Source organism: Paraglaciecola polaris LMG 21857, from assembly GCF_000315055.1.
GTDB lineage: Bacteria > Pseudomonadota > Gammaproteobacteria > Enterobacterales > Alteromonadaceae > Paraglaciecola > Paraglaciecola polaris.
The window spans coordinates 21,930-48,854 of record NZ_BAER01000127.1 but is presented as its reverse complement, the minus strand read 5'-3'; the positions used below and the strand labels follow the sequence as shown (position 1 = coordinate 48,854).

Annotated in this window: 23 protein-coding genes; 9 read left to right on the top strand and 14 right to left on the bottom strand. The window is 44.5% G+C overall.

All coding sequences use genetic code 11. The features are described 5' to 3' along the window. Positions 1-12: 12 nt before the first annotated feature. The 9 genes from pdxJ to GPLA_RS20340 all read right to left on the bottom strand — a co-directional run bounded on the left by pdxJ (position 13) and on the right by GPLA_RS20340 (position 8,000). Complete coding sequence (gene pdxJ / locus GPLA_RS20380) at positions 13-750, bottom strand: pyridoxine 5'-phosphate synthase (protein WP_007106903.1); 738 nt, start codon at positions 748-750, stop codon at positions 13-15. Then, the gene (gene recO, locus GPLA_RS20375) at positions 747-1,469 is read right to left on the bottom strand and encodes a DNA repair protein RecO (protein ID WP_007106902.1); all 723 of its coding nucleotides are present in this window, start codon (positions 1,467-1,469) and stop codon (positions 747-749) included. The genes pdxJ and recO overlap by 4 nt, the downstream gene beginning before the upstream one ends. A 39-nt stretch (positions 1,470-1,508) precedes the next feature. Continuing rightward, the gene (locus GPLA_RS20370) at positions 1,509-1,790 is read right to left on the bottom strand and encodes a hypothetical protein (RefSeq protein ID WP_007106901.1); all 282 of its coding nucleotides are present in this window, start codon (positions 1,788-1,790) and stop codon (positions 1,509-1,511) included. A 101-nt stretch (positions 1,791-1,891) separates the two neighbouring features. Continuing rightward, positions 1,892-3,610: a single-stranded-DNA-specific exonuclease RecJ gene (recJ, locus tag GPLA_RS20365; protein ID WP_007106900.1), complete on the bottom strand. Its 1,719-nt coding sequence runs from the start codon at positions 3,608-3,610 to the stop codon at positions 1,892-1,894. Between the two features lie 74 nt (positions 3,611-3,684). Continuing rightward, positions 3,685-4,419, bottom strand: a complete 735-nt coding sequence (dsbC, locus tag GPLA_RS20360) for a bifunctional protein-disulfide isomerase/oxidoreductase DsbC (protein ID WP_007106899.1) — start codon at positions 4,417-4,419, stop codon at positions 3,685-3,687. Between the two features lie 155 nt (positions 4,420-4,574). Then, the gene (gene xerD, locus GPLA_RS20355; protein WP_007106898.1) at positions 4,575-5,492 is read right to left on the bottom strand and encodes a site-specific tyrosine recombinase XerD; all 918 of its coding nucleotides are present in this window, start codon (positions 5,490-5,492) and stop codon (positions 4,575-4,577) included. Then, positions 5,479-5,790: a putative signal transducing protein gene (locus tag GPLA_RS20350; protein ID WP_007106897.1), complete on the bottom strand. Its 312-nt coding sequence runs from the start codon at positions 5,788-5,790 to the stop codon at positions 5,479-5,481. Before GPLA_RS20350 ends, xerD begins: the two co-directional genes overlap by 14 nt. 30 nt (positions 5,791-5,820) lie before the next feature. Continuing rightward, complete coding sequence (locus tag GPLA_RS20345; protein ID WP_007106896.1) at positions 5,821-6,933, bottom strand: PilT/PilU family type 4a pilus ATPase; 1,113 nt, start codon at positions 6,931-6,933, stop codon at positions 5,821-5,823. 23 nt (positions 6,934-6,956) lie between these two features. Continuing rightward, the gene (locus GPLA_RS20340) at positions 6,957-8,000 is read right to left on the bottom strand and encodes a type IV pilus twitching motility protein PilT (protein WP_007106895.1); all 1,044 of its coding nucleotides are present in this window, start codon (positions 7,998-8,000) and stop codon (positions 6,957-6,959) included. 28 nt (positions 8,001-8,028) lie between these two features. Here GPLA_RS20340 and GPLA_RS20335 point away from each other — a divergent pair, with 28 nt between their 5' ends. The 6 genes from GPLA_RS20335 to GPLA_RS20310 all read left to right on the top strand — a co-directional run bounded on the left by GPLA_RS20335 (position 8,029) and on the right by GPLA_RS20310 (position 14,697). Beyond that, on the top strand, positions 8,029-8,712 hold the full coding sequence (locus GPLA_RS20335) for a YggS family pyridoxal phosphate-dependent enzyme (RefSeq protein ID WP_007106894.1): 684 nt from the start codon (positions 8,029-8,031) through the stop codon (positions 8,710-8,712). A 54-nt stretch (positions 8,713-8,766) separates the two neighbouring features. After that, the gene (gene proC / locus GPLA_RS20330; RefSeq protein WP_007106893.1) at positions 8,767-9,588 is read left to right on the top strand and encodes a pyrroline-5-carboxylate reductase; all 822 of its coding nucleotides are present in this window, start codon (positions 8,767-8,769) and stop codon (positions 9,586-9,588) included. A gap of 25 nt (positions 9,589-9,613) precedes the next feature. Continuing rightward, positions 9,614-10,156, top strand: coding sequence for a YggT family protein (locus GPLA_RS20325; protein WP_007106892.1), 543 nt, complete (start codon positions 9,614-9,616; stop codon positions 10,154-10,156). A 25-nt stretch (positions 10,157-10,181) separates the two neighbouring features. Beyond that, on the top strand, positions 10,182-10,586 hold the full coding sequence (locus GPLA_RS20320; protein ID WP_051997705.1) for a DUF4426 domain-containing protein: 405 nt from the start codon (positions 10,182-10,184) through the stop codon (positions 10,584-10,586). An 86-nt stretch (positions 10,587-10,672) separates the two neighbouring features. Continuing rightward, positions 10,673-11,980: an ABC transporter substrate-binding protein gene (locus GPLA_RS20315; RefSeq protein ID WP_007106890.1), complete on the top strand. Its 1,308-nt coding sequence runs from the start codon at positions 10,673-10,675 to the stop codon at positions 11,978-11,980. A 20-nt stretch (positions 11,981-12,000) separates the two neighbouring features. Next, positions 12,001-14,697 (top strand): hybrid sensor histidine kinase/response regulator, encoded by a 2,697-nt coding sequence (locus GPLA_RS20310; RefSeq protein WP_040515540.1) that lies wholly within the window; start codon positions 12,001-12,003, stop codon positions 14,695-14,697. Between the two features lie 63 nt (positions 14,698-14,760). Here the strand turns inward: GPLA_RS20310 and GPLA_RS20305 are convergent, their stop codons facing one another. Continuing rightward, entirely contained in the window at positions 14,761-15,930 is a 1,170-nt protein-coding gene (locus GPLA_RS20305; protein WP_007106888.1) for a XylR family transcriptional regulator, read from the bottom strand. Between the two features lie 182 nt (positions 15,931-16,112). Between GPLA_RS20305 and xylB the strand changes: the two genes are divergently transcribed. Together xylB and xylA are read left to right on the top strand one after the other, a co-directional pair. Next, positions 16,113-17,579 (top strand): xylulokinase, encoded by a 1,467-nt coding sequence (gene xylB, locus GPLA_RS20300; RefSeq protein ID WP_007106887.1) that lies wholly within the window; start codon positions 16,113-16,115, stop codon positions 17,577-17,579. A gap of 158 nt (positions 17,580-17,737) precedes the next feature. Then, positions 17,738-19,057 (top strand): xylose isomerase, encoded by a 1,320-nt coding sequence (xylA, locus tag GPLA_RS20295; RefSeq protein ID WP_007106886.1) that lies wholly within the window; start codon positions 17,738-17,740, stop codon positions 19,055-19,057. 539 nt (positions 19,058-19,596) lie between these two features. Here the strand turns inward: xylA and GPLA_RS20290 are convergent. The 3 genes from GPLA_RS20290 to GPLA_RS20280 form a co-directional block, all read right to left on the bottom strand. Continuing rightward, positions 19,597-20,997, bottom strand: coding sequence for a sugar porter family MFS transporter (locus tag GPLA_RS20290; protein WP_007106884.1), 1,401 nt, complete (start codon positions 20,995-20,997; stop codon positions 19,597-19,599). A 127-nt stretch (positions 20,998-21,124) separates the two neighbouring features. Next, complete coding sequence (locus tag GPLA_RS20285; RefSeq protein ID WP_007106883.1) at positions 21,125-22,285, bottom strand: glycoside hydrolase family 43 protein; 1,161 nt, start codon at positions 22,283-22,285, stop codon at positions 21,125-21,127. Between the two features lie 134 nt (positions 22,286-22,419). Beyond that, positions 22,420-23,124: an NUDIX hydrolase gene (locus tag GPLA_RS20280; RefSeq protein ID WP_040515586.1), complete on the bottom strand. Its 705-nt coding sequence runs from the start codon at positions 23,122-23,124 to the stop codon at positions 22,420-22,422. A 263-nt stretch (positions 23,125-23,387) separates the two neighbouring features. On the opposite strand from GPLA_RS20280, the gene GPLA_RS20275 reads away from it, so the two are divergent. Beyond that, positions 23,388-25,805, top strand: a complete 2,418-nt coding sequence (locus tag GPLA_RS20275) for a glycoside hydrolase family 3 N-terminal domain-containing protein (protein ID WP_226993167.1) — start codon at positions 23,388-23,390, stop codon at positions 25,803-25,805. Between the two features lie 91 nt (positions 25,806-25,896). On the opposite strand, the gene GPLA_RS20270 is transcribed toward GPLA_RS20275, so the two are convergent. After that, the gene (locus GPLA_RS20270; RefSeq protein WP_007106880.1) at positions 25,897-26,895 is read right to left on the bottom strand and encodes a LacI family DNA-binding transcriptional regulator; all 999 of its coding nucleotides are present in this window, start codon (positions 26,893-26,895) and stop codon (positions 25,897-25,899) included. Positions 26,896-26,925 lie beyond the last annotated feature (30 nt).

Below are 26,925 nucleotides of genomic sequence, written 5' to 3'. Positions count from 1 at the left end.
CGACTCTCCCGTTTATTGTCCTAAACGTGCATCCAACATTAGGCGACGCATATCAATCACTGCTTTTTCCAAGCCATCAAACGCAGCGCGAGCGATAATGGCATGGCCAATGTTTAACTCAATAATCTGTGCGATGGCCGCGATCGGTTTTACATTATGATAATGTAGTCCATGCCCAGCATTTACCTTCAAGCCCTTTGAATCAGCATACTCAATACCGACCTTTAGTTTATCCAACTCTTCTTCTTGCTCCGCTTCGGTTTTCGCCTCAGCGTATTGTCCAGTATGAATTTCAATGTACGGTGCCTTACAAGCTACTGCAGCATCAATTTGCGCTATATCGGCATCGATAAATAACGAAACTTGAATACCCGCTGCCGCAAGACGTTCACATGCATCAGCAATTTTGTGTCTGTTGCTTACAACATCCAGGCCGCCTTCAGTGGTTAGCTCTTCACGCTTTTCAGGGACTAAACAACAAAATTCGGGCTGAGTTTGCAGTGCAATCTCAAGCATTTCCTCGGTAACGGCCATTTCCAAATTAAGCCGTGTGTTGATGGTCTGGCGTAATAACGCCACATCACGATCGTTTATGTGTCGTCTATCTTCGCGTAAATGCACTGTGATACCGTCGGCACCGGCTCGTTCGGCGATATCAGCAGCATGAACCGGATCAGGATAACGAGTACCTCGGGCGTTGCGTAACGTAGCAATATGGTCGATGTTGACCCCCAACAGAATATCTTTCAATGTCCTCTCCCTTTAGATCCAAAATGGGTTTGTTTAAATAATTCTCTACTCATCAAAGGTTTACTACCGAGTAATTCGGCTAGTGCAGCTCTGGTGATCATTTTAGCCACCAATAAACTGTCTTTATCCCAATGTTCACTCGCCACCTTTAATAAGCTTTGCCCTAAGTAACTACCAGGTTGGCGGATAGCACCAAGGTATACACAACCTTGCTCCGGAACGATACGATAATACCCTTCTCGTACTAGCGTCTCTCCCGTATCTGCGTCATGAGCTAAATCAATGGCATAACCCAGCGCGTCGAGCAGCCCTAATTCAAATGTACGTAAAATGGGCTCGAATTGCGTTTCAACTACCAGGGCGTGCAAACTTTGTTGATACAAAACAAATATTTCAGGATGGGGTATATCATCCGCTAACACTCGGTTTAACACTTCGTTTAAATACAGCGCGCAGTACAACGCTTGGCCAGTCAATCGCAACATACCGCCTGTTGATTCTACTTGCTGTAGGTTTTTCAATTCGTAGCGTCCAGACACCCCAATCAACAATGGCTGAAAAGGCTGCAATAAGCTTTTTTTATCGCTCTTGCTGCCACGAGCCCCTTTAACAATTGCCGACACTTTACCGTTTTCCACCGTAAAAAAATTCAGTAGAAAACTGGTTTCACGATAAGCACGTCTGTGCAATAAAAAGCCATTTAATTGTTCTGCTACCACGGTATGCTCGTTAAATGCAGGGGGGAAACGAAGAAGCCTTTAAGAAACTTTAATTCTAACCACTTTCATGGCTTCAAACGGGAATCCCGCCACTTCTTCGGTAATGGGGTAGTAGGTCAGATTGACCCGGGCACCTTCAAGGTTTTTATACTGCTTTTTGCGACGAAAGCGAAACGGCACGTCATAGCCTTTTATCACCAGCGTGTTTACAAACCATTGATCTTCTTTTCGTTGAACATGTGACTCTACGTCCATATCTTCAGAATGAGTCAATTCTTCATGTTTACTAAGCAACTTATCGATTTCCGATTTTTTTGCCATCATTGCGCCCTATTTACCTGAGAATAAACATAATAGCACCACAACGTACACAAAACGATATCCAGCCTGCTTGACGTTGCTATGCCCTGTTATGAATGTATTTAGAGAGGATTTAGCCCTTCTATCAAAAACTGTAAACTTGTGCGTCCTCGAAACTCATTGATGTCGAGTTTGTAGGCTAATTCTACCCGTTTGCACTGTTCGTTCGGCCAGATGTTTGTATCCACATTAAACGCAATCCCATCGATGAGCTTACCCGTGGGTAGTCTAAGCATCATTTTGAGGTGTTTTTGTCCCACTATGCGTTGTTCCATCAGCTCGAACTCACCATCGAACAAGGGTTCAGGGAAACCTTGCCCCCATGGCCCCGCGTCTTTCAGCAATTGACTGAATTCAAGCGTCAGTGAAGCAAGGGGAATTTCACCGTCAGAGATTAACTCCCCTGCTAAGGGTTTACCTGCCAAATGCTCTTTTGCGAGCTGGGTAAAACGTTGAGTAAACTCGGGAAGTTTTGTTAACTCAAGACTCAGGCCAGCAGCCATAGCATGCCCGCCAAATTTAATAATTATGCCTGGATATCGTGTGCTGAGTTCTTCTAACAGATCACGAATATGTACCCCAGGAATCGAGCGTGCAGAACCTTTGAGTACGGCATCATCTTGATGGGCAAAGGCGATCGTCGGTCTAAAATATTTTTCTTTAATGCGTCCTGCTAGGATCCCGATGACCCCTTGATGAAAATCAGCTTGATACAACACTAACCCATGGGGCATATCATCTTCACACAACTGCAAATTTTCTAAGGTCTTTATCGCTTCTTGCTGCATTGATAGTTCGATTTCCCGGCGTTCACGATTCAAGCTGTCAAGTTCAACGGCAATTTGTTTCGCTTTGTAATCCGAGTCGGTCAGTAAACACTCAATGCCCATGGACATATCATCTAAGCGACCTGCGGCGTTTAATCTAGGTCCAATGACAAACCCTAGATCAGAGGCGACCATTTTGCGTTTATCGCGGCCGGCAACATCCACCAAGGCTTGAATACCCGGGCGACATTTATCGCTGCGAATACGCAGCAGTCCCTGATGAACCAAAATACGGTTATTTTCGTCCAAAGGCACCACGTCTGCTACCGTCCCGAGTGCGACGATATCCAGTAAATCAGCTAAATTCGGTACCGGGATACTCTTTTCATTAAACCAATCGATTTGGCGAAGATGTGCTCTAAGTGCCAGCATCAAATAAAAGGCAACCCCCACCCCAGCCAAGTTTTTCGACATAAAGGCACAATGAGGCTGATTGGGGTTGACGATGGCATCAGCAATAGGTAAGCTAGTTGCGGCTAAGTGGTGATCGGTAATAACCACAGTGATCCCTAGCTCTTTGGCTCGCTGTACGCCGGCGAAACAAGCGATGCCATTATCCACTGTCATGATCACTTGTGCACCGCGATCATGGGCCACATCAACAATTTGCGGACTTAAGCCGTAGCCAAAGTCAAAACGATTGGGCACCAAGTAATCATGGTTTTTACTGCCCATCATACCCAAAGCCAACATGCTTAATGCCGTGCTGGTTGCGCCATCGGCATCAAAATCGCCAACAATAATAATTCGCCGACCTTGAGCTAATGCATCAGCCAAAATCGACACCGCCTTATCAATCCCTGACATATCTTTGTAATGCAAAAGCGCTTTAGCACTGCGCTCTAATTGTTGCTCAGTGGTAATACCTCGAGCAGCGTAAATTTGCCTTAAAGTTGGGTCAATTGACCCAGGAAGATGATCATCAGAAACGGGGGAACGACGGCGTATTTGCACAGATATACTCTAGGTTAAAGACAGTAAAAATAACGATATGGGAAATACAGGAGTATAGACTCCTGCATTAACTATTATGATGCGTCTTGAATGGCTTGAAGTAATTGAAGAGGGGGTTGATAACCCGGCACAACACTGCCATTGGGTAAAATAATATTTGGAGTGCCATTGACCCCAACACTCTGGCCAAAATTATATTGCTCTGCAACCTGATTTGAACAACTCAGCTTCGCCACGTTTTCACCACCTTTTGCTTCGTCTAAGGCTTTTTGTGGATTATCCGCGCACCAAACCGACACCATATCTTGATAGGGTTTACTATTTAATCCAGCCCGGGGAAAGGCCAAATAGCGCACCGTAATCCCCAGATCATTATATTCATCCATTTGATTGTGCAGTTTACGGCAATATCCGCAGGTAATATCGGTGAAAATATTAACCACGTACTTTTCTTTATCTGCTTTATATTCGATAGCCGAGTCTTTAAATTTGTCTACTCCGTCTAAACGCATTTGAGTGAGCGCATTTTCGGTTTCATTCCGCATGCCTTCGTCTAGATTAAAGATCCGTGCCTGAAGTAAATATTTACCGTCTTCACTGGTGTAAAACAACCCTTTATCAGTTTGCACTTGTAACAGCCCAGGTACCGGCGAGTCACCTATCGCAGAAACCTGCATACCAAGAGAAACCTGGATTTTCTGTTTTACACTATCAAGATTTTGACTGCTTTTCAGCGCATCCGCAGCAAGTGCGCCAGAGCTAACAGAGATAAAGGCAAAAATAGCCAAAAATAACGTACGATATTTCATATAAATTCCACTTTGAACTGATGAAGATTAGACCCTAAAGGTACAAAATAATTTCATTCTATATAGACAAGCATGTTAACCGCTTATCTTAGTGATACCAAGCAGGTGAAACAAATACTCACACTATTAACCCCCCTCGCCCAACATTAATGACACTAACCCCTTGGATGATGTGTTGCTACTAATTCCTGTAGCCGTGCGGTGGCGACATGGGTGTATATTTGCGTGGTGGACAAATCACTGTGCCCCAAGAGCATTTGCACTACGCGTAAATCCGCACCATGATTTAATAGATGGGTAGCAAACGCATGGCGTAATGTGTGAGGCGAAAGGTCACTGTTAATATTTGCTTGTGCGGCATGAAGCTTAATCCTATGCCAAAAGGTCTGCCGAGTCATGATGGTGCCGCGATTACTGGGAAATAACACATCGCTTTCACTGCGCAGCAACAAACCTCGCGCTTCTTTCATATACGTGGCTAGCCAATCTAACGCCTCTTCGCCTAAGGGCACTAGGCGTTCCTTATTGCCTTTTCCGGTCACTCTTACGACGCCTTGCGAGATACTCAATTGCCCTATCCGCAGCGTGACGAGTTCAGTCACCCGTAATCCCGTGGCATAAAGCACTTCAAGCATCGCTTTGTCACGAAGATGTATAGGATCGTCGGTTTGCGGAGCATTAAGCAAATCATCTACTTGTTGTTCTGACAGGGTTTTAGGCAAGGGTTGGCTAAGTTTCGGGTTTTGCATTCGGCTGACGGGATCATCCTCACGCATACCATGAGCTAACATATAACCAGAAAATCGCCGTAAGCTACTCAAACAACGGGCACTGCTGCGCTCAGACAAACCACTGTCATAACGCTGCGCCATATAATGATTAATATTCTCGGTCTGGATATCAAGCAGATTAAGCGGGGGAATTTGAGCGCACAAAAAATCACTCAATTTAGTCAAATCACTACGATATGCGTCGAGGGTATTTTCACTGAGTCCTTTTTCAAGCCAAATGGTATCGAGGAACTGCTCTATGACCTGAGCATTACGTCCCTCGTTTGTTTTACCTGTCGTCAACTTGCCCTTCCTGCCCGCATTGCCAGCAGACTTCAAAATTGCCACCATTGCTTTCAGCGCAGTTAGGACAAGTCCATTCTGCTGTGGTTGCTGTATTCATCTGGGCGATTAACTTTTCCGCTCGGGGTTGCCAACTTGCATCGTTTATCCACACTTCGGGCTGACAATCTAAAGGTGACAGCTCCCCCATGGCCCCGCTGGCAAACTCGTTTTTAATAAAACATGGAATGTTATGCTCATCCAGCAATTGCTTTACTTGCCACACCATAAAACGGTCGTTGTTGCTATATAGTTTCATTTTATCTCAAAACAGCACAGACACTGTGCCTTAATCCATATCGATAGATACGTTAGATAACGAGCCCAGTGTATTACCATCATCTGAGTCGAGCTTAATCATTAAACGTAAATCATTGGGAGAATCAGCATGATGAATCGCTTGATCCAAACTGATTTTTTGCTGCTGATATAAGCTATATAACGCCATATCAAAGCTTTGCATACCCAATTCTTTCCCCTTGCGCATTGCATCCTTTAAACCGCCAATTTCATTGCGCTGGATCAAGTCGGTAACCAAAGGAGAATTGAGTAATATCTCGATCGCTGCAACTCTTCCCTTACCATCAATAGTGGGTACCAATTGCTGGGCGATCACAGCTCGCATGTTAAGGCTCAGATCAAAGCGTAGTTTTTCGTGTTGCGCAGCCGGCGCTAAATGCATTATTCGTTCTATCGCTTGATTCGCATTATTGGCATGCAAGGTTGCAACGCATAAGTGTCCGGTATCAGCAAAAGACATCGCATATTCCATGGTTTCCATTGAGCGAATTTCACCAATTAATATGACATCAGGCGCTTGGCGCAACGAGCTCTTTAGTGCGTCATCGAAAGATTGTGTATCAATGCCCACTTCCCTTTGCGTCACCACACAGTTTTGATGTTCATGCACAAACTCAATGGGATCTTCGATGGTTAAAATATGCCCTTTGGAGTGTTTATTTCTATGTCCGATAAGCGCCGCCAATGAGGTAGACTTACCTGTACCCGTCGCCCCTACAAACAACACTAAGCCCCGCTTGCTCATAATGATATCTTTAAGCACATCAGGAAGACCAAGATCATCTGCTTGGGGGATTTCAGTCACGATACGGCGTATTACCATACCCGGCATATCACGTTGCCAAAACGCACTGCAACGAAAACGCCCAATCCCCTCACGAACAATGGCAAAGTTGCATTCTTTGCTTTGAATGAATTGTTCTTTTTGCACATCGGTCATAGCATCCTGAACTAGACCCCAAGCCCCATCTTCATCCAATTTACTGCCACCTATTGGCGTAAGTTGACCATTGATTTTGGCACTAATCGGCATCCCAACTGTGATGAATAAATCGGATGCGTCAACGTCGGTCATCTCTTGCAAGTACGGGGTTAAGTCCATAAACATCTCAACTTATTTAAAGGCTAGTAATTAATGCTCGGCTTTTTATCGATAGACAAAGCTGCCGCATCCTCATTGGTGATCACACCTTGAGCCACCAACTTCTTCAAGCATTGATCCATTGTTTGCATGCCGTGGGCCTGACTGGTTTGCATAACAGAATACATTTGCGGCACTTTATCCTCTCGAATAAGATTTCGAATAGCCGGAATACCTAACATAATCTCATGGGCTGCCACACGTCCTCCGCCGACCTTTTTAAGTAAGGTTTGGGAAATCACCGCACGTAATGACTCAGACAACATAGATCGCACCATAGACTTTTCCTCTGCGGGAAAAACGTCAATTAAACGGTCAATGGTTTTAGGCGCAGAGTTGGTATGTAAGGTACCAAATACGAGATACCCTGTTTCAGCTGCGGATATGGCGAGCCTGATGGTTTCTAGGTCACGCAATTCGCCGACTAAAATCACATCGGGATCTTCACGTAAGGCAGAGCGCAACGCGTTACTAAAACTGTGCGTATCACGATGTACCTCGCGCTGATTGACAACACACAGTTTGTTCTCGTGGACAAATTCGATGGGATCTTCGATGGTTAATATATGTTCACGTTTATGGCGATTTATATGGTCGACCATCGCCGCTAGCGTGGTGCTTTTACCTGAGCCTGTGGCCCCGGTGACCAAAACAATACCCGTAGGTTGATTAATAATATCTTTGAAAATCTGTGGTGCGCCTAAATCGTCTAGGCTCAAAATTTTGCTCGGTATGGTTCTTAATACCGCTGCTGCGCCACGATTTTGCACAAAGGCATTGACCCTAAATCGAGAGAGATCCTTAACCTCGAACGAAAAATCAGTCTCCAAATTTTCTTCGTATTCTTTGCGTTGATTATCATTCATGATTTCGTAAATTAACGCGTGAACTTGTTTATGATCCAAGGCAGGAACATTCAACCGGCGCATTTCTCCGTCAACGCGAATAATCGGCGGTAAACCGGCAGACAGGTGTAAATCTGATGCGTTATTTTTGACACTAAAGGCTAAAAGTTCGGTAATATCCAATGCCGATTCTCCGTAAACAAGTTGCAATATGGGAACAATAGCAGAACGACTTAAAATCGCACTGAAAACAATCGAGCAGAGTGCTTGTGAGGCTAATCGTCCAGCAAATTCAGTCAAATTACTAGCAGTAACTAAAACCAAACCCGTATCAGATATCGTGCAAGCGTATGAAGCGGGACACCGATTGTTCGGTGAAAATTATGTTCAGGAAGGTGTTGATAAGATTCAGCAGCTCAAAGCGTTAAATGATATTGAATGGCATTTTATTGGCCCTTTACAGTCCAATAAAACCCGCCCAGTAGCAGAAAACTTTGACTGGGTGCACAGTATTGATCGCCTTAAAATAGCCCAGCGATTGAATGATCAGCGCAGTGCCCATAAACGGCTGAATATCTGTATTCAAGTCAACATAGACAACGAAGCCAGTAAAGCGGGCGCCTCGTTAAGCGAGGTCGAAAGCTTAGCCGCGCACATTAGCAAGTTGCCGAATTTAACGCTGCGCGGACTCATGACCATACCAAAAGTACAAGAGGACCTGAATTTACAACGTCAAAGTTTACTCGCTATGAGCAAGTGTTTTGCACAGCTACAGACAAAATATCCGCAAATTGATACGCTTAGCATGGGAATGTCCAGCGATATGCCACTCGCTATCGAATGCGGCTCGACTATGGTTCGGGTCGGCAGCGCTATTTTCGGTGCTCGTCAATAGCGTCAGTTTATTACTCCGAATTTCATTCTGGTAAACTCACAACATAGGATAATTATGCAACATAGACATATCGCCTTTATCGGCGCAGGAAACATGAGCAGAAGCATCATCAGTGGTATGTGTAATAGCGGTTACCCCGCCATTAACATCATTGCCAGCAATCCTTCAATGCCTAAGCTAGATGCCCTCAAAAGTGATTTTTCTATTCAGATAACGCAACAAAACCAACAGGCAGTGGAGCAGGCGCAAGTGGTCGTATTAGCCGTCAAACCTCAGTTAATGGAAACCATGTGCGCGGCTTTAAAAGACAGCGTTGCACTTGACGGCAAGTTATTTATCTCAATTGCAGCAGGCATAGACACAGCACGGTTAAGTGAAATGCTTGGCGGTCAAAACAACATCATTCGCACCATGCCAAATACGCCAAGTTCGTTAGGCAAAGGCATGACCGGTTTATATGCCCCCTCAAGCGTTAGCCAACAAGATAGAGAATACGCTGGGGATTTAATGTCTCAAGTGGGTGAAATTGCTTGGGTTGAAAAAGAGTCGATGATCAACGGTGTGATTGCTGCAGCTGGTAGCAGCCCCGCTTATTTTTATGCATTTTTAGAAGCCATGCAAAAAGAAACGCAAAATCAGGGGTTCGATCAACAGACCGCGCGCTTGCTTGTACAACAAGCCATGCTAGGCGCAGCTGAAATGGTTTGTCACAATCCGCAACTTGAAATTAGCGAGCTGCGTGCCCAAGTTACGTCTAAAGGTGGCACCACAGCCAAAGCAGTGGAACATTTTCAAGAAAATGGCATCGACAAATTAGTATCTGGCGCAATGCGTGCTGCGGTTACTCGAGCTGAAGAAATGGCCAAATTGTTTTAATTAGTTTTTAGGAAGACGAATCTCTATGAGCGCGATGCAGTTTTTAATCAGTACCCTGTTTGAGTTGTACTTAATGGTAGTGCTGCTGCGCTTTTGGTTACAATTAGCCAGAGCCGATTTTTACAACCCTTTTAGCCAGTTTGTGGTGAAAGCGACCCATCCAATTGTTGGCCCGCTGCGCAGAATATTGCCGTCCATTGGCAGGATAGACACAGCGACCTTAGTACTCGCGCTACTCGTGGCTGCACTAAAAATTGTGGCGCTCAATTTACTCGTCGGCAATGCTAATATAAATCCTATTGGTGTGTTCATTGGCTCCTTCTATTTAGTGTTAAAAGAAGCCCTTTCTTTAATGATGTGGGTGCTGATCATTCGCGCCATCATGAGTTGGGTCAGCCAAGGCTACAACCCAATGGATATGGTGCTGGGTCAATTAACTGAACCTTTGCTTGCCCCCATTAGGCGTCGCTTACCGAGCATGGGGGGATTAGATTTGTCCGTCATGGTAGTGATTTTGCTCATTATATTTATGCAAAAATTATTAGGGGACTTATTTGGCTTCTTCTAACCAAACAAAACTGGCGATTGGCTTTATGCTACTCGCCAGTTTGGCTCTGTCTATGACGGCTCGTGCTGAGCAAAAAGAAACCCTAGGCGATTGGGACGTACATTATATTGCGTTTAACAGTACTTTTATTACGCCCGATATTGCTAAGCATTACGCCATCGTGCGCAGTAAATATAACGGGGTAATTAATATCTCAATCTTGGATAAGCAGACGCAAGAAGCACAGTCAGCTGTGTTAACAGGCACCGCGCGCAATTTACTTGGGGTGAGCAAAAAACTGACCTTTAAAGAAATTAGTGAAGGTGATGCAATATATTACCTCGCGGTATTACCCTTTAGTGACCAAGAAACGTTTCGCATTGCAGTTGATATAAACGATGGCGCGAATAAGCAAGTCCTTAACTTTCAACATAAATTTTACGCTGAATAGGACGCATATAGACCAAAGTTATGACCAGATAACATTGCGTCCTTGTCAGTTCTAACTTAATGTTTAGTCTCCAATTGGAGGCCAGTATGAATAAGCAGTGTAAAAAGGATTCACTAGTAAGCGCTTCACCAGTGGATAATACAAAACGAGCAACGTTAAAAACCATTGGCAAAGGCACTATTCTCGGCGCCTCTATCGTAAACGCACCCTATGTTTTTGCTAAAAACACCCACACTTTGCGTGTGTTAGGCACGCACGTCACATTACAAGAGCCCCTCAGGCAGCGTGCTATGAGTGATCTTGGTATAAAAATTCAATTTGAAGCTAAAGGTAGTCCAAGTGTTTTACAGCGCGGTTTAATCTCACCTGAGAGCTTTGATATTTATGAACAGTGGTCAAATAGCATTCGTCCATTGTGGCGCAATCATTCCATCCAAGAAATCGACATCAAACGGCTTACTCACTGGGATGAAATCAACTCCTTATGCAAAACCGGAAAAGTCTCCCCAAAGGCAAAATTCGGTGCTGGTGATGCCCCATATAAAATCGTTAACGTCCAGGCAGACGGCACCCTAGGCGCCGAGCAAACAGGGAAAATCAGTTTCTTACCCTATGTACATAACGTTGATTCATTTGGATACAACACCAATGAAATCGAACAAGGAATTGCTTACAAAACAGAAAGCTGGGGATGGTTATTGGCAAATAAACATCGAGGCAAAGTGGGTATTATCAACGATCCGACCATAGGTTTGTTCGACCTAGCGCTGGCCGCTGATGCTAGTGGAATGATGAAGTTCGCTGATATAGGTAATATCTCGGTAGCCGAATTAGATAGTTTGTTCAGTATATTGATTGATTTAAAGCACCAAAACCACTTTGCCGGTTTTTGGAATTCAGTGCCTGATTCGATAGATTTTATGCGCTCAGGACGGGTGCATATTGAAAGTATGTTCTCACCTGCGGTTTCCACCTTAAATGGACAAAACGTGCCGGTCACTTTTGCAGCGCCAAAAGAGGGTTATCGCGGCTGGCATGGGGTGATGTGCTTATCATCTCGCGCTGCGGGGCGAACCAAAGATATCGCCTATGAATATATGAATTGGTGGTTATCTGGTTGGCCGGGCGCATTTATCGCTAGGCAAGGTTATTATATTTCGAACCCAGGGCGATCGGCTAATTATCTAGAGCAAAGCGAATGGGACTATTGGTATAATGGTAAGCCTGCCAGTCAACCGTTGAAAGGCCCCGATGGCAATATATCAGTTCGTCGTGGGCAAGTGCGTTCTGGCGGCAGTTATTCAGACCGCTTTAGCAATGTGGCGGTGTGGAATACCGCCATGCCGACCTACGATTATACCTTACAGAAATGGTATGAATTTATAAGTTCTTGATAATGGCGAGATGATTATACGTGTTTAAAACCCTTAAGTTCCAGATACTGCTTGTTTCCGTTATTTTGATCCTGTTGCTCGTCTCGCAAGTGTTTGTGACTCGCGGTAATCAGAGTTCGTTCGTGAATAGTTTAGATCTGACTCAACAGGCCGTTATTAAGGTAAGTTTGGTGCGCGAGCTAGAGCGAGATGTATTAGATTTACAGCGTAATGTGCTGATTTATAAAGACTCTGCTAGCAAGTCAGCCATTGCACGATTTAACTCCTTGATCCAAAGTTCGATGGATAACCTAATCACTCTTGAAACACTAACCAGTAGTGAAGAGCAAATAGATGTTTATCATGGTTTTATCTCTAGAATGCGTAGCCATATAGCAGAATACCAAGATAATTTTTCCAATGTTATTGCTGGCCGCAGTAAACGTGACACTCTGTTTAACGAGCGATTAGCCGCAGATATCAATGCTATATTAGATACCTTATCGAAAAGCAGTTCGTCATCAACACTTAATATCTCTAATGCGAAATACCATATAACTCGGGCTGAAAACGTCACCTATCAGTATTTGCTCAAACCCGATTATCAATTGGTAGAACGTTTTCGTAACGAACTCAATCAGGCAAAAACGCAACTTTCTCAAACTTCTGCCTCATCCCAAGCGTTTTCCTCTGTTATAACGAAGCTTGATGAAATTGACGGTGAGTTTTTGCAACTGACCAATGTCACCAGCGGCTATCTATTTTTAGTTAACGTGGTGATGGCTGGCTCAGCCAATGAATTCTTATTTATGGCTCGTGAACTCAACCTGCTAGTGACCTCCAAGCTGGGAGAGACTAACGAGCAAGTCAAAAAAAATATTGAGAAAAACCAACTTAGCAGCGACTTGTTTTCCATTATCGGTATTTTGCTTGCTTGCAGCACCGCCTATTTCTTGGCATCACGAATTATGTTACCGATCAATACCATCACTGAAGTCTTTAAAAAACTTGCCAAAGGGGAGGACGTTGACGTCATACCTGGGATCACGCAGCATAATGAAATTGGTCAGTTGGCAGATGCCGCGGACGTGTTCCATGAAAAAAACAAGCAAACAACCGCCCTACTTGCCCAAGCTCAGCGGCTAAATGCCAAGCAAGAAATTTTGAATGCCGAATTAGTCGAATCAAAATACAAGGCGGAGCAAGCGACCCAGTCTAAGAGCATGTTTTTGGCGAATATGAGCCACGAAATCCGTACGCCTATGAATGGCATAATCGGTTTACTTGATGTAGTGATGAAAAGCAACCTGACGTCAACTCAGCGCCAACACTTAAATAAAGTAGTCTACTCAAGCCAGATTTTAATGAGCTTGATTAATGACATTCTAGATTTTTCGAAAGTCGAGGCCGGTAAACTTGACATCGAACAGGTGGAATTTTCGCTCAATTCGGTATTCGCCAATTTGCTAACCAACATTTCAGTCAAAGCCCAAGAAAAAAACCTCAATGTCCGCTTTATCTGTGACCCCGATATTCCGCCGACATTAATCGGTGATCCACTGCGCATTAGTCAAGTGCTGTTGAATTTGTCCAGTAACGCAGTCAAATTTACCCGCAATGGCTCGGTGACTATATCCATCACCTACGACGTGCTGCCTAACAGTAACAAATTACGGCTGCGCGCTCGCGTGCAAGACACAGGGATCGGCATGTCTGAAGAACAGCTTGATAAAGTATTTGAGTCATTTACTCAAGCCGATGGCACCACCAGTCGGGATTTTGGTGGCACAGGTTTAGGATTAACCATAGTCAAGCAACTGGTTAATTTAATGGGTGGTGAGGTGACAGCAGAATCAGAGGTGAACGTTGGCAGTATTTTTAATGTCTCCTTTACCCTGATTTCTCAATCAAAGGAACAGCATATTTTTGCCATACCACCTCAATTAAAACGTCAGTTATATTATTTTAGTAAAACCCCTAAAGGCTTGATTAAGCAACAATACTTCGCCAACATTAAGTTAGAATTCCATCACTTTCCGCATATGCAGCTTGAAAAGTTGCTCGACGAGATATCTGAGCGCGATATCGTCATTATCGACATAGCGGATCAAAGTGAACATCAGGCGATTGCCCCATCTTTGCAAAAACTAAAAGATAACGATAGAAACGTAGGTTTTATCACTGACACACAGCCCAGTAATTTACCGCAAAAACTGATTAATAGTTGGAGCTACGCCTGTTTAACCCACCCGTTCACCCCAGGGCAGTTAACCTCATTTATCCATTCATTGCTAAATGAAGAGAAATACATCTCTGATATACCCAGTCCCGAGTTTACTGAGCAATTAGAGTATGACGGCCATGTGCTGCTCGTTGAAGATAACAGCATCAATCAAGTGGTTACCGGTGAAATGCTAAGAGTACTGGGCATTACTTTCGACATCGCCGAAGATGGCCAACAAGCTGTGACTAAAGTTATCAACTCCGCTCACTATGATGTGGTTTTAATGGACATACAAATGCCGGTTATGGACGGCTACGAAGCCACCAAAGAAATACGTCATCTGGGGCTGTTAGACTTAGTGATTTGCGGTCTGTCTGCCAACGCCATGAAAGAAGACTTCGTACAAGCAAAAGAAGTGGGCATGAACGAGTATTTAACTAAGCCGTTGAAGTTAATTTCGCTCGAAGAAATGTTAAGTAAATACTTACCGGCTAAAGTCGCTAATAAACAGTAGCCTGCACTTTACAAAAAAATTTAGCCTGCCTGAAACCCGTAGTAAGAACAGGCAGCTAACTGACTACTGACTACTCTGTTCACGATATTCTCGTGGTGTTTTGGCGAAGTGTTTTTTAAATACGGCGTACATATATTGTAAAGACGGATAACCACATACGTTAGCGACTTCTGTGGTCGACATATTTCCATTAGTGAGCATAGTGCAGGCCTTTTCTAATTTTTCATTGTGGATTTCGGTGTGAATACTATGTCCCCGCTCATCTTTGAAACGCTGCTCCAAGTTTGAACGCGATATGCCTACATAATCTAAAACCTGCTCCACTTTTATGCCTCTAGACGCATTTTGACGAATAAAATGCATTGCCTGAATCACGTAGGGGTCTTTTAATGCTTTAAAATCCGTTGATTGTCGCTCAGACACCCCTGCTGGTGGAACAAGTACACGTTTGTTTTTAAGACTGCTGTTTTCCAGTCGACGGTGCAATAATTTTGCCGCCTGATAACCCATTTCAAAACAACCCTGGGTGACCGAGCTTAAACTGATACGACTTAAATAACGGGCAATATCATCATCGTCTATCCCAACAATGGATATGTTGTCAGGCACCAGCTTACCTATATGTTCACATGCTTGCAGCAGGTGGCGCGCCCGCGCGTCAGTCACACTGATAATGCCCACCGGATTTGGCAAACCTTGTATCCAATCGGTTAATCGATTCATAGTATACTGCCATGTTTCTGGCCGGGTAGGATGCCCTCGATAGATTGAGCACTCGTAACCATCGGCTTGACACAGCTTAATAATTGCCTTTTCGCGCTCCACCGCCCAACGATGATCTTTATCGCTAGGTAGTCCATAAAATGCGAAACGTTCTAAACCTTTTTTCTTGAGATGTTCATACGCTGCTTGGACAACCGCAAAGTTGTCAGTGGCCACATAAGGCACATCAGGGTAATCTTCTTCTTTAGAGTATGAACCACCGACTCCCACCACAGGTATAGCACTGTTGAGCAGCATTTTCTGAATCGAGGGATCATCAAAGTCGGCAATAATACCGTCGCCGCCCCACTCATCTAGCTGAGCTAAACGGGTTAGAAAATCTTCTTCTAAGTAGACGTCCCAGTCCACTTTAGACGACTGTAAATAATGACCAATCCCCTCTATAACCTGACGGTCATAAACTTTATTGGCGTTAAATAACAAACTAATACTGTGTTTCGCTTGAAACATACATCACCTAAGCATAAAACGTTTCCAAGTATATAGTGCATTAGCCAGTATCACGGCACTACTACATTACTCGTTAAGCGCGTTACGAAATTTCGTTATCAAATTTCGTTATTACCTGCATTGCAGTTTAATTTAACCGTTCTGCTAGTATTTGCCAAACTCATTATTTGGCAGGTATTCCCATGTTTTTAGGTATTGATTTAGGAACCTCTGGTATCAAGTTAGTGTTAACTGACAACAGCGGTGCAATCGTAGACAGCGCGTCAAGTGCGTTTGAGGTCTCAAGGCCGAAACCCTTATGGTCCGAGCAAAACCCACAGGATTGGTGGGATGGACTGTGCACAGCCATGGACAGATTAAACGCGCAATATGACTTAACGCAAGTCAAGGCGATTGGGTTTGCTGGTCAGATGCATGGCGCCACACTGTTAGATAAAGATCAAAAAGTCATTCGCCCAGCAATTCTGTGGAACGACGGACGCTGCGAAGCACAGTGCGTTCAAATAGAAGAACTCGTACCGGCTGCCAGAGAGATCACCGGTAACATTATAATGCCCGGTTTTACCGCGCCTAAATTGCTTTGGGTCAAGCAGAACGAACCAGAGCTATTCGCGCGAATAGATAAAGTCTTACTGCCTAAAGATTACTTACGTTTGTTACTAAGTGGTGATTTTGCCACTGATATGTCAGACGCAGCCGGTACTATGTGGCTAGACGTAGACAGACGTTGCTGGCATACAGACATGCTCGAGGCCTGCGGTTTAAACGAGTCTAATATGCCAACCCTTTATGAAGGCAGTCAAATCACTGGCGTGTTATCAACCGAGCTTGCCAAACGCTGGAATATGAACCGTGTACCTATGGTCGCTGGTGCTGGCGACAATGCCGCAGGTGCCATTGGTGTCGGTATTGTTAAACCTGGTCAAGCCATGCTTTCACTTGGTACATCAGGGGTATATTTCGCTGTCAGTGAAGGCTTCCGTAGCAATCCAGAGTCCGCAGTACATAGTTTCTGTCACGCCCTACCAAATACTTGGCACTTAATGTCTGTGATGCTAAGTGCCGCCAGTTGCTTGCAATGGTACGGTGAAAAAATAGCGAAACGTGGTGTCTCGGATTTGCTCGCGGATCTTGAGCAAGCACAGCTTGAAAACAGCATAGAACATCAACATTGCCCCGTGTTTTTGCCCTACCTAAGCGGTGAGCGCACCCCACATAACAATCCCAATGCCAGCGGCGCGTTTTTTGGTTTAACCCACTCTAGCGACCAAGTCACTTTGACTCACAGTGTTTTAGAGGGCGTGACTTTTGGTCTCGCCGATGGGGTCGATGCATTACACGCATCAGGGGTCAACGTAGACGAGATAACCTTGATTGGGGGCGGAGCAAAGAGTCCCTATTGGCGCCAACTGATAGCAGATGTTTTACAGCGGCCTGTAACTTACCGCCAAGGCGGTGATGTTGGCCCAGGTTTAGGTGCCGCGCGATTAGCTCAACTGGCCATTGAACCTGACAGCAAACTTGAGCACATTTGCCCACAACCGCAATTGGATTCTGTGTATCAACCCAATCCAAATCGCGCAAATATTTACGCTAAGCGCCGAGTGAAATTTGCAGCCTTGTACAAAGTATGTCGTGACATTTTTTAGCCATTTTGTATCTATGTATCTTATACACAATGACTTTATTGAAAAACCAACAAAACACAAAAGTTAACCTAAAAAACATAATTGTTACGATCTTCGTCTGTTGTGATGATGAACGTAATCGATGATGAGTCGTTAACAAAATACATTAGGAGAGCCCCATGGCTGAATATTTTAAAGACATTCCAAAAGTAAAATTTGAAGGTACAAGTTCACAAAACCCCCTTGCCTTTCGCCATTACAACCCAGAAGAAATTGTATTAGGTAAAAGTATGAAGGACCACTTGCGTCTTGCTGCATGCTACTGGCACAACTTCTGCTGGGACGGGGCGGACGTTTTTGGCGCAGGCACATTTGATCGTCCTTGGTTAAAGCCTGGCGACGCCATGCAACGCGCCAAAGAAAAAGCCGATGTGGCATTTGAGTTTTTCTCAAAATTGAATATTCCGTATTACTGCTTCCACGACGTTGATGTATCTCCGGAAGGAAACTCAATTAAAGAGTACATCAACAACTTCGCACAAATGACGGATGTACTTGAAGCAAAACAAGAAGAAACAGGTCTTAAATTGCTTTGGGGCACGGCAAATTTATTCAGTAATCCTCGTTATGCTAGTGGTGCAGCTTCTAGCCCTAACCCTGAGGTGTTTGCTTACGGTTCAACACAAGTTATGCATGCGATGAATGCAACAAAACGCTTGGGTGGTGAAAACTACGTATTATGGGGGGGGCGTGAAGGTTACGAAACCCTACTCAATACCGATTTGCGCCAAGAACGTGAGCAGTTGGGTCGTTTCATGAACATGGTCGTGGAGCATAAGCACAAAATCGGCTTTAAAGGCCTGTTGTTAATCGAACCAAAACCTCAAGAGCCAACTAAACATCAGTATGATTATGATACGGCCACGGTTTATGGTTTCTTGAAGCAGTACGGTTTGGAAAACGAATTTAAAGTAAACATTGAAGCGAACCACGCTACACTGGCCGGACATTCGTTCCAACATGAAGTGGCTACCGCTATTTCTCTTGGTCTGTTTGGTAGCATAGATGCTAACCGCGGTGACGCTCAGCTAGGATGGGACACGGATCAGTTCCCTAACAGCGTTGAAGAGTTGACCTTGGTAATATACGAAATCCTCAAAGCTGGCGGCTTTACATCCGGTGGGTTCAACTTTGATACCAAGTTACGCCGTCAAAGTTCTGATCCTCAAGACATGTTTATTGCTCACATTGGCGGTATGGATCACCTCGCAATGGGCTTGAAAAAAGCGGCGAAAATGATTGAAAGCGACTTCCTTGGCCAAGCTGTGAGTAAACGTTACGCGGGTTGGAATGGTGATTTAGGAAAAGGCATTCAAGGGGGCGATTTCACGTTAGAGTCATTGTCTAAACTATGTATTGATAAGAACCTGCAACCTAAGCACGTAAGTGGTCAGCAAGAGCTACTTGAAAACAAAGTAAACAACGTTCTATACGGTTAATAAGCACGCTTATTAACCGTATCCCCTCGAGCTGTGTCCAGTGGTTCGTGAATAAAAGGCCTAACATATGTTAGGCTTTTTTTTGCACTGTGTCCCATCCTGAAATACGTTGATATAAAGAGGACTTCTTTATGGAAACATCAAGCAATAAAAGCGCGAGACGCTCACGACGAGATTACACTTTAGCCTTTAAATTAAGTGTTGTAGCGCTAGTTGAAAAGGCTAATTCACCTACAAGCAAGCAAAGCTAAAGACGCTCTTTTGGCGATCGAACGACTCTTCCATCAGAATTAAAATTTGTGCGACGACAAGGGAAGTCAGTCGATTTTTTGCTAAGCCTTATATGGATGAAAGCTGTGTTTATACCCGTTAGAATAACGCTGAATTCTGTCTGCGGATCATTGAGCGACCCACTCATCAAGCTGAGACTTTTGTAAATATACATCTGAGGGTTAATAACCGATATCTTTGATTGGCCGAGAGAATGCAGGCATAAAAAAGCCGCTAGATAGCGGCTTTTACTATGCTCGATGTAGGGCTTAACCTTGCATTTCTTCTAATTCTTTACCCTTGGTTTCTTGTACTAATTTGTACACAAACACTATCGAAATCAACGCACCCAGTGCGTAGATGCTGTACGCACCCGCTAAACCAATTGAGGCTAAGAAGATTGGGAACGTAAAGGTGACAATGAAGTTAGCTCCCCATTGGGCGAAACCAGCAACAGCTAAACCCGAACCACGTATTTGATTGGGAAACATTTCGCCTAACATGACCCACATAACAGGCCCCCAAGACAAATTAAAGAAAAACACATAAGCATTTGCTGCAACCAGTGCCACCACACCTTGGTCCCCCAAGCTCAAGTTACCGTTTGCATCAAGGCCGGAGTTAGCGAATGTATACACCATAGTGCCAAGAGCAAATGTCATCCCAACAGAGCCTATTAGCAGGAACGGTTTGCGCCCAACTTTATCGATCAGATACATGGTCACAAATACGGCGGCAATACTCACCGCACCACTTATCACGTTGATCATCAAGGCGTCAGATTCGGAGAACCCAGCGGCTTGCCATAAAATAGCGCCGTAGTAGAACACCACATTGATACCGACTAACTGCTGAAAAACCGCCAAACCAATACCGACCCACATAATAGGACGTATTTTACCGCTGACTTTGTCAATCAGATCAGTCAATTTCGGTTTCGATTCATTTGTTTCACGAGACGCTTCTATTTCTTGTAATTTGTGTTGCCCCTCGTCATCACCGTACAAGGCATTCAACACGCGCTTGGCTTTTTCGGTCTTTCTACTGATAACCAGATAACGCGGGCTTTCTGGAATAAACATCAAGGCCACCAGAAAAAGTGTCGCGGGGATCAGCTCAATCCAGAACATCCAGCGCCACGCTTGGTATCCCATCCAAAACTCAGCCGTCGATGAGCCAGCGAAATCAGCCAAAAAGTAGTTACTCACAAACGCCGAAAATAAGCCAAAAATGATGGCCACTTGTTGCACTGAAGACAAAGTGCCACGAAAGCGCGCGGGGGCGATCTCACTAATATAAGCAGGTGCCATTACTGACGCTGCACCTACGGCCAAGCCACCAAGAATACGATAAACCACAAATTCCATGGATGACGTTGAAACCCCTGAGCCCCAAGCACTGATGATAAAGAATACAGCTGCGGTGATAAGCAAAGGTCTGCGGCCAAACCTATCCGCTAAGCGTCCGGCACTAAATACCCCAACAGCGCAGCCCAACAACATACTCGACACATTAAAGCCCGTGCCTGCATTGTCCGAACTAAATGCGCTTTGTAGTCCATCAACGGTGCCGTTTATTACGCCGCTATCGAAACCAAATAGGAACCCTCCTATGGTTGCAACGCAACTGACAAGAATGATCATCAGTGTATTTTCGTTATTTTGAGACAAAACCTATTCCTCTTTTATATCCCTGGTGGATAACGCCTGATTAAAGCTCTATTTGTTGGTTATTGATAAGCTTAAATTTAGCGCTATTAAGTAAAAAGCCCGAACACAATTTCAGGCAAAAAGGTCATTATGGGTAATAAGCCTGATAAGGCACAATCGTGCCATCATCGTTATATTCCAGCTCTGCCATCTTCACACTGCGTAAGTGAGTTTGCCCTTTAGATAGCGTGCTATCGTGATAAAACAGGTACCATTTACCTTGAAACTCAGCGATCGAGTGGTGATTCGTCCAGCCGATAACAGGGTCGAGCACCACACCTTTAAAAGTATAAGGCCCCATTAAATTTTCGCTCATGGCATAAACGATTTTGTGGGTATCACCCGTAGAATAAGACAGGTAATAATTCCCTTGGTATTTATGTACCCAAGCAGCCTCAAAGAAACGACGATCTAAGTCCCCTTGCTTAATAGGCTCGCCACTTTCATCTAAAATCATGATGTCTTGCGGATTACCATCCATAGACAGCATGTCATCTGCAAGCTTTACCGCTTTAGGCATCAATGCTGGTGCGTCATCCGCTGGGTAGTCGTCCTGTTGGCTATATTCGTCTTTTGTCCAACGTTGTAATTGGCCGCCCCAAATGCCCCCAAAGAACAAGTAATGTTGCTGGTCGTCGTCCTCAAATACCGCTGGGTCCATGCTAAAACTACCAGCCATAGGCTCAGGCTCTGGTATAAATGGTCCAACAGGTGAACCACTTTTCGCTACACCGATACGGAAAATATCTTGTTGGTCTTTCAGAGGAAAGTAGAGGTAATACTGGCCATTTTTACTGGCCGCATCAGGGGCCCACATTTGGCGACCCGCCCAAGGCACGTCATCAACAGACAAAGCCACACCGTGCTCCGTCACATCACCACCCGCTTCATCCATCGACAAAATATGATAATCACGCATAGCGAAATGATCGCCATTGTCGTTTTGCGGTATACCGGCTTCGTAATCGTGTGACGGGTAGATATAAAGTTTACCGTCGAACACATGAGCAGAAGGATCAGCGGTATATATATTACTTACCAGCGGTAAAGACTTAGAGCCATATTCATCTAAGCCTTTTTGCTCAGCATTCTTCGTGTCTTGTTGTTCATGTGCTTGAGATGCAGTAGCTGCTGGAGCCTGAATAGTATCGGTTGTCGTTTCACTGTGACTGGCTTTTTCTGAGCAACCTGACAGCATAACGACGCCAATAGCAAATAAAGGTAAAAGAGATAAATAACGTGTGTGCACTATAATTTCCTAAGATAAGTTAGTTATAGTCATGTTAACCATATGTAACAAGCCCTGTCTAGCACACCACATTTAAATTCCTACTTATCGCAAAAATAGTAAAGCCAGAATTAAAAAGCACAACGCAGCGTCCTTCAAAATTCAAAGTTAAACCCGTGTTCACAGAGCTTTTGATACACCACCATATCGAATCGATACAAGCTAGCCGCCCGGTGCATCACACCTTGTTGTTTTTCATTACAGTCGATAAGCAGGTTCATCTTCAAAATTTTCCGCCTGAAATTTGGCTTGTCTAACTTCACATCTAAGATGGCTTCGTACACTTCTTGCAGTTGCAACAAAGTAAATTTTTCCGGTAATAAGTTAAAACCAATAGGCTCATGACGCACTTTGCTTTTAAGATGAAGTAACAGCGCTTTGACGATTTCGCCATGATCATATATTAAACTAGGCAGGTTACGCACATCTCGCCACTCAACGTGAGATGCGGTTCCTCCGGGGATAACATTATATAAATCAGGGCGCACCAATGCATAATAAGCAATTGTCACGACACGCTCAGCTGGATATCGCTTAACATCGCCAAAGGCTCGAAATTGCTCAAGGTACAGATCATCGACCCCAGTGATCATTTTCAAAATACGCTTGGCGGCGTTATCTATGGGTTCATCATAAGCGACCCATCCACCCAGCAAGCCCCACAAACCTTGTGCTAAGCCGGTATTATATTTAGCGGTCAGCACCATAAGGCGTCCGCTTTCTATGCCCAACACCACGTTATCAATTGATAACGCTTCTATCATGCGCGGTTTAGCAGCTTGGTTACTATTGTTATCCAACACGTTTTCTCATGATCCCAGTGATAAGTCCTTGTGCATCATAAACAAAATTCCCTTATTAACAATCTGGAAAAAGTCACAGCCAATATGTAAGCACTTATCAATGACCGGGAATTAACTGAAATATAATAATTGATTTACAAATTGTCACAATGACCATTATGATTCCATCTAGGTACACTAGTCAATAGTGTGGGATCTTGCAGAATGAATAACCACAGTCTGGCTTTTCCACTCCTTTTAGCACCTGATAGGGATTTAAGATGAGAATGTTTTCCTTTACGAAAGTTTTCGCTTTGGGCTTTGTTTCTTTAGCATTTAATAGCCTCGCAGCCAATGATTACCAAAACCCAAGTTTACCGACCGAGCAGCGAGTCAGTGACCTACTGGGTCAAATGACACTCCAAGAAAAAGTCGCCCAGTTAGAAACCGTTTGGCATCAAGGGCGTGAATTAAAGGGCCCTCACGGTGCACTAAAAACAGATATGGCCGAGAAAATATTACCTCTGGGCATCGGCCACGTAGCACGCCCCAGTGAAGACCTATCGCCTGTCGATAGCGTTAAATATACCAATGCTATTCAAAAATGGTTAGTCGAGAATACACGTTTGGGGATCCCTGCCATTTTTCATGAAGAAGCCTTACACGGTCACGCTGCCAGTGAAGCCACCAGCTTCCCCCAAGCGATTGCCATGGCCAGTACTTGGGATCCATCCTTAATTCATGATGTTTACCAAGCAAGTGCCGAAGAAGTCAGAGCAAGAGGTGGCAACCAAGCACTTACTCCTATTTTAGACGTCGCCCGCGATCCGCGTTGGGGCCGTATAGAAGAAACCATGGGAGAAGACCCCTACCTTATCGCAGAGCTAGGCGTGTCCGCGGTAAAGGGTTTCCAAGGTGACAAGCAACAGATCCCCGGCAATCGTGTTATGGCAACGCTCAAGCATTTAGCGGGCCATGGTCAACCAACGGGCGGACTGAATATAGCCCCCGCCCCCATTGGTGAACGGGCACTACGAGAAGTCTTCCTTTTTCCATTTGAAGCAGCAGTAACACTCGCTCATGTGGGCAGTGTCATGGCGTCATATAACGAAATTGACGGTATTCCGTCTCATGCAAACAAAATGCTACTAACTGATATTTTGCGCGATGAATGGGGGTTTGACGGCCTTTTAGTAAGTGATTACTACGCGATAAAGGAGCTCATTACTCGACATGGATTAGCAGGTAGCGATGAAAACGCCGCCATCATGGCTCTCAATGCTGGCGTTGATGTTGAAATGCCGGACCGTGATGTTTTCCCGCTGTTGACCAAACTAGTCAATGATAAAAAAGTTTCTATGCAGAAAATCGATACTGCAGTAACGCGTATTCTCCGAGAAAAGTTCAAGCTAGGTTTGTTTGAAAATCCTTACACAGATGAAGATAAAGTTGATGCGATTGTAGGCAGTCAGGCCCATCGTGATTTAGCCCAAACGACGGCCGAAAAAGCCATGGTACTGTTAAAGAACGACGGTATTTTACCCTTTAACCGAGCTATGATTAAACACGTGGCGGTCATTGGCGCTCACGCTGATGAAACGTTGCTTGGTGGCTACAGTGACATTCCTCGACAAACGGTGACGATACTTGATGGAATTCGAAATAAACTAGGACAATCAGTCAAGGTTGAGTTCTCTCGTGGCGCTATTATCACTGAGGACATATTAGAGCCGTCTCCTGCCGCGGTTATAGCACAAAGCTACTCAAAAGCGCGCTGGAACAAAGAAAATATGAAACTAGCGGATCAAAGTAACGCTCAACAACTCATAGATGATGCGGTTGCTGTGGCTAAGCGCAGCGACATTGCTGTGGTCGTAGTGGGCTCAAACGAGGGCACATCTCGCGAAGCTTGGGCCGAAAATCACCTAGGGGATAGAGACTCATTAGGCTTACTTGGTGGCCAGCATGCGTTGGTCGAGGCAGTATTAGCCACGGGCAAACCAACCGTGGTTATTTTATCCAATGGCCGACCTTTGACCCTAGGTAACTTGTATAAAGATGCTCCCGCTATTATCGAAGCTTGGTACTTAGGTCAAGAAACTGGTACGGCAGTCGCAAATGTGCTGTTTGGTGATGTGAACCCAAGCGGAAAATTGCCTTTAACCTTACCCAAAACCATTGGTCAACTACCGGTATTCTATAATCACAAACCGTCAGCAAAACGCGGCTATATTTTTGGCGATACCGCACCAGCCTTTGCTTTCGGTCATGGGTTAAGCTACACCACCTTCGCTTATGGTGATTTATCCATTGATGCTACTAATGCCAAAGCCAACGGCACTGTATCGGCAAGCTTTACGCTAACCAACAGCGGCGAAGTAGATGGCGAAGAAGTGGCTCAGCTATACATTCACGATGTATTTTCCAGCGTTACCCGCCCAGTTAAAGAGCTAAAAGGTTTTAAACGTGTTGCGCTAAAAGCAGGTCAAAGCAAAAAAGTAACGTTTGAATTACCAGTGAATTTACTGGCATTTTACGATGCAGACATGCGTTTTGTGGTGGAACCGGGGGAAATAAACATCATGATAGGCAGTGCATCAGATGATATTCGTTTAGAAGAATCGTTTGAAATTAACGGTGAAGTCAGCGAAATTACGCAAAAGCAAAAAGCTTATTTAACTCAAGTAAGTGTGCAATAGCCTTACCTTAAAAGTACAACATCACATAAAAAGCGGCCTATTCAGGCCGTTTGTGCTTTGTAGATCGAGTCGATAACTCTCAATACTTTAGCTAAAGTGAAATAACCGAGTCGCGCCACACCAGCTCAGGCTCAAATACGTGGCTTATGTCAGGCTGATTCGCTTGATAAATATTCTTCAAAATCCAGCTTGCTGCCATTTTACCCATATCTTGTACTGGGTAGTTCACTGTAGATAATTTAGGATACATGTACCGGGCTAATAGAACATTATCAAACCCCATGACTGAGATGTCGTTAGGTACCGCTAAGCCCCTATCACGAGCGGCTTGCATGGCTCCAGCGGCCATCTCATCGTTGGCACAGACCACGGCGCTAAACGCTATTTTTGTATCCAATAAGGCTAGCATGCATTCATTACCGCCTTCTTCTTGGAAGTTACCTTCACTGAGCAATGCTTCATTGCAGGCGATACCGAATTCAGACAACGCCTCTTGATGGCCAAGATAACGATCATTGGCATCCATTTTCCATAACGGGCCTGAAATATAGGCGATGTCACGGTGGCCGTTTTCTAATAAGGCTTTTGTGGCCAGGTAGCCACCACGGCGATTGTTTAAACTGATGCAGTTATCTGCTATTTGTGGGATATATCGGTTGATCAGGATAAAGGCATATTTAGTTGTTGCTAACTCAATGAGGTATTCGTCGCTGACGGCTTCTACGTGCAGAATAAGTGCGTCACAATTACGGTCGATTAAAAACTCAATACCGTCTTTTTCACTGGCAGCATCACTGTGCCCAGCAGCGATAATGACGTGTTTACCCGCGGTACGAAGTTGCTTTTCTATACCGCTCATCATTTCGCCATAGATTGGCCCGTGTAATTCTGAAACTAAAATCCCCACACTATTAGAACAATTTGACGCTAAAGAACGAGCAATTGAACTTGGACGGTAATTAAGGGTTTCCATCGCTTTGGTCACTTTTTCCCGGGTCTTTTCGCTAACGCGTGTGCCACCGTTCATCACCCTCGATACCGTCGCTAGAGAAACCCCAGCGAGCTCAGACACTTGATAAATTGTTGCCATAACGTTTGTACTTCACCTTAAATATATCTT

Coding starts and splice junctions, on each gene's coding strand:
- GPLA_RS20325 (WP_007106892.1), top strand. CDS start 9,614: ATGAGCGCGATGCAGTTTTTAATCAGTACCCTGTTTGAGTTGTACTTA.
- proC (WP_007106893.1), top strand. CDS start 8,767: ATGCAACATAGACATATCGCCTTTATCGGCGCAGGAAACATGAGCAGA.
- GPLA_RS20270 (WP_007106880.1), bottom strand. CDS start 26,895: ATGGCAACAATTTATCAAGTGTCTGAGCTCGCTGGGGTTTCTCTAGCG.
- GPLA_RS20345 (WP_007106896.1), bottom strand. CDS start 6,933: ATGGACTTAACCCCGTACTTGCAAGAGATGACCGACGTTGACGCATCC.
- GPLA_RS20370 (WP_007106901.1), bottom strand. CDS start 1,790: ATGGCAAAAAAATCGGAAATCGATAAGTTGCTTAGTAAACATGAAGAA.
- GPLA_RS20350 (WP_007106897.1), bottom strand. CDS start 5,790: ATGAAACTATATAGCAACAACGACCGTTTTATGGTGTGGCAAGTAAAG.
- xylB (WP_007106887.1), top strand. CDS start 16,113: ATGTTTTTAGGTATTGATTTAGGAACCTCTGGTATCAAGTTAGTGTTA.
- dsbC (WP_007106899.1), bottom strand. CDS start 4,419: ATGAAATATCGTACGTTATTTTTGGCTATTTTTGCCTTTATCTCTGTT.
- GPLA_RS20305 (WP_007106888.1), bottom strand. CDS start 15,930: ATGTTTCAAGCGAAACACAGTATTAGTTTGTTATTTAACGCCAATAAA.
- GPLA_RS20320 (WP_051997705.1), top strand. CDS start 10,182: ATGCTACTCGCCAGTTTGGCTCTGTCTATGACGGCTCGTGCTGAGCAA.
- GPLA_RS20315 (WP_007106890.1), top strand. CDS start 10,673: ATGAATAAGCAGTGTAAAAAGGATTCACTAGTAAGCGCTTCACCAGTG.
- xylA (WP_007106886.1), top strand. CDS start 17,738: ATGGCTGAATATTTTAAAGACATTCCAAAAGTAAAATTTGAAGGTACA.
- GPLA_RS20335 (WP_007106894.1), top strand. CDS start 8,029: ATGGGAACAATAGCAGAACGACTTAAAATCGCACTGAAAACAATCGAG.
- GPLA_RS20275 (WP_226993167.1), top strand. CDS start 23,388: ATGAGAATGTTTTCCTTTACGAAAGTTTTCGCTTTGGGCTTTGTTTCT.